The following is a 2880-nucleotide window of genomic DNA, read 5'->3' as shown; positions in this document are numbered from 1 at the left end:
GGTTTGAACTCCATCGCGCTCCCGGGTACCGCCGGTCATGGCGCCGGTTCCTACTCGATCACCGTCGACTTGCCCGATGTGGCCACACTGCCGCAGAACTCACCGGTCATGGTCGACGACGTCACCGTCGGCAGTGTCTCCGGAATCGACGCGGTGCAGCACCCGGACGGAAGTTTCTCTGCCGCAGTCAAGTTGGCGCTGGACCGAAACGTAGTGTTGCCTGCCAACTCGACCGCCAACGTTGCACAGACCTCGCTGCTGGGCTCTCAGCACGTGGCGCTGGTCGCCCCGAAAAACCAGCCACCGGTGGGCCGGCTGGTCGATGGCTCGACCATCCAGGAGTCTCGTACCAGTCGCTATCCCACCACCGAGGAGGTGCTCTCGGCGCTGGGCGTGGTGGTCAACAAGGGTAATCTTGGTGCGCTGCAAGAGATCACCGATGAGAGCTATCAGGCACTGGCAGGCCGCGAGAGCCAGTTCACCAATCTGGTGCCACGTCTGGCCGAGCTGACAGCCGGGTTGAACAAGCAAGTCGACGACATCATCGCTGCCATCGACGGACTGGACCGGTTCTCGACGATCCTGGCGAACAACAAAGACAGTCTCGGGCGGGCGTTGGAATCGCTGCCGGGCGCGCTGCTGGTGCTCAACAAGAATCGCGACAAGATCATCGAGGCGTTCGCTGCACTCAAGAAGGTGGCGACGGTTGCGTCGCATGTGCTTTCGCAAACCAAGGTTGATTTCGCCGAGGACCTGAAAAGCCTCTACTCGGCCACCAAGGCGCTGGCTGACAACCGAAAAAACTTCATTACGTCGCTGCAGATACTGCTGACGTTCCCGTTCCCCAATTTCGGCATCAAGCAAGCCGTGCGTGGTGATTACCTCAACGTATTCACAACGTTTGACCTCACCGTGCGGCGGCTCGGCGAGACATTCTTCACCACATCGTGGCCGCTCGACCCGAACATGCTGCACATGAAGGACATCCTGAACCCGCCAGATTTCCTGATCGGGGAAGAGGCCAACTTGTCGGGACAGGCCGCCGACCCGTTCAAGATCCCTCCCGGCACGCCGGCAGGAGACCACTAATGCTGGACCGCCTGACCAAAGCTCAACTGGCCATCTTCGGGGTGGTCACGGTGATCACCGTTGCCATCATGGCGATCTTCTATTTGCGGCTGCCGGCCACGTTCGGCCTGGGTACCTATCAGGTGACAGCGGACTTCGTGGCCGGCGGCGGTCTGTACCGGAACGCGAACGTCACCTACCGCGGTGTTGCGGTCGGCCGGGTGGAGTCGGTGGGGCTTAACCCGCACGGCGTCGACGTGGTCATGCGGCTGAACAGCGGCACCAGGGTGCCGTCGAACGTTACCGCGACCGTGAAAAGCGTGTCGGCCATCGGCGAGCAGTACGTCGACCTGGTGCCACCGGACCATCCGGCTACGACCAAGCTGCACAACGGTTCTCCCATCGTTCGAGACAACACCCGGATCGGTCTGGAAATCGCGTCCCTGTTGCACCAGTCGGAGACGTTGGTCAACAGTGTTGCCGACACGCGGCTGCGCGAGCTGTTGCATGAAACCTTCACCGCATTCAACGGTTCCGGTCCACAGCTGGCCAGGTTGATCGAATCGTCCCGGCTGCTAGTGGACGAGGCCAACGCAACTTATCCGCAGACCTCGCAGCTGATCGAACAGGTGGGGCCGTTCCTGCAAGCCCAGATCCGATCCGGCGAGGACATCAAGTCGCTGTCCGACGGGCTGGCAAGGTTCACTTCCGAAGTGCGCCAAGCTGACCCGCAGGTGCGAGAGCTGCTAACTGTGATCCCGCCTGTTGCCGATCAGGCCAATACGGCGTTCTCCGGTATCCGTCCGACGTTTCCTATGTTGGCAGCCAATCTGGCGAACCTCGGCCGGGTTGGTGTCATCTATCACAAGTCGATCGAGCAGCTATTGGTGGTGTTGCCGGCGCTATTCGCCGCGATCATCACCGCGGCTAACGGTGAACCGCAGGACGAGGGCGCCAAGCTTGACTTCAAGATCAACATCGACCCGCCGCCGTGCAACGTCGGCTTCGTTCCGCCGCCGATGATCCGAACGCCTGCGGACGAGACGGTGCGCGAGCTTCCGACCGACAGTTATTGCAAGACCGCGCAGAACGATCCGTCGACGGTGCGTGGTGCGCGCAACTACCCGTGCCAGGAGTTCCCGGGCAAACGGGCACCGACCGTTGCGCTTTGCCGCGATCCAAAGGGATATGTGCCGACCGGTACCAACCCGTGGCGCGGTCCGCCGATTCCGTACGGCACCCCGGTAACGAACGGGCTGAACATTTTGCCGCCCAACAAGTATCCGTTCATCCCGCCAGGAGCCGACCCCGATCCGGGCACACCGTATCCTCCGGACGCGGTCCCGCCGGGACAAGTCCCCGGACCCGGTCCGGCGCCTAACCAGCCGTTCCCGACGCCGCCGCCGCCCAACACCGGTGGGACCGATGGCCGGCAGGCGTGGATACCGCCCGCGCCGTACCCGCCGCAGCCGCCGGCGATCCCGTTCCCCAAGGCGGTTCCCGCGCCGCCACCACCGGAAGGCCTCTCACCCCCAGCGCCATACCCGCCGCCCGAAAAGCCGTGGGGCCCGCCGCCCGGCCCGGTGCCGCAGGCTAGCGGTGCGGCGTACACCACCTACGACCCAAACACGGGAGCTTTTCAGGACCCGGGCGGAGGCACTGGTATCTTCGCGCCCGGCAGAGCCGAGAACTGGGTGGACCTGATGCGCGATCCGAGGCAGTTGTGACGGAGACAGAAATGGCGACGCCGCGCGCCCGACGGCGGGCGTCGCGGGCGGCCGGCCCAGCAGGCGGTGAGGCAGCCTCCACCAC

2 protein-coding genes are annotated in these 2880 nt (G+C 63.9%); both read left to right on the top strand.

The window, feature by feature from the left end; translation table 11 throughout:
• The coding region (locus WBF82_RS19285; RefSeq protein ID WP_424384548.1) for an MCE family protein at positions 1-1089 on the top strand (1089 nt) is incomplete at its 5' end.
• Positions 1089-2795 (top strand): virulence factor Mce family protein, encoded by a 1707-nt coding sequence (locus WBF82_RS19280; RefSeq protein WP_424384547.1) that lies wholly within the window; start codon positions 1089-1091, stop codon positions 2793-2795. The genes WBF82_RS19285 and WBF82_RS19280, both read left to right, overlap by 1 nt.
• Positions 2796-2880: the final 85 nt, after the last annotated feature.

The organism is Mycobacterium sp., from assembly GCF_049673265.1.
In the GTDB taxonomy this organism is placed as follows: domain Bacteria; phylum Actinomycetota; class Actinomycetes; order Mycobacteriales; family Mycobacteriaceae; genus Mycobacterium.
The sequence above is the reverse complement of the archived record's forward strand: the minus strand, read 5'-3'. Positions and strand labels throughout refer to the sequence as shown.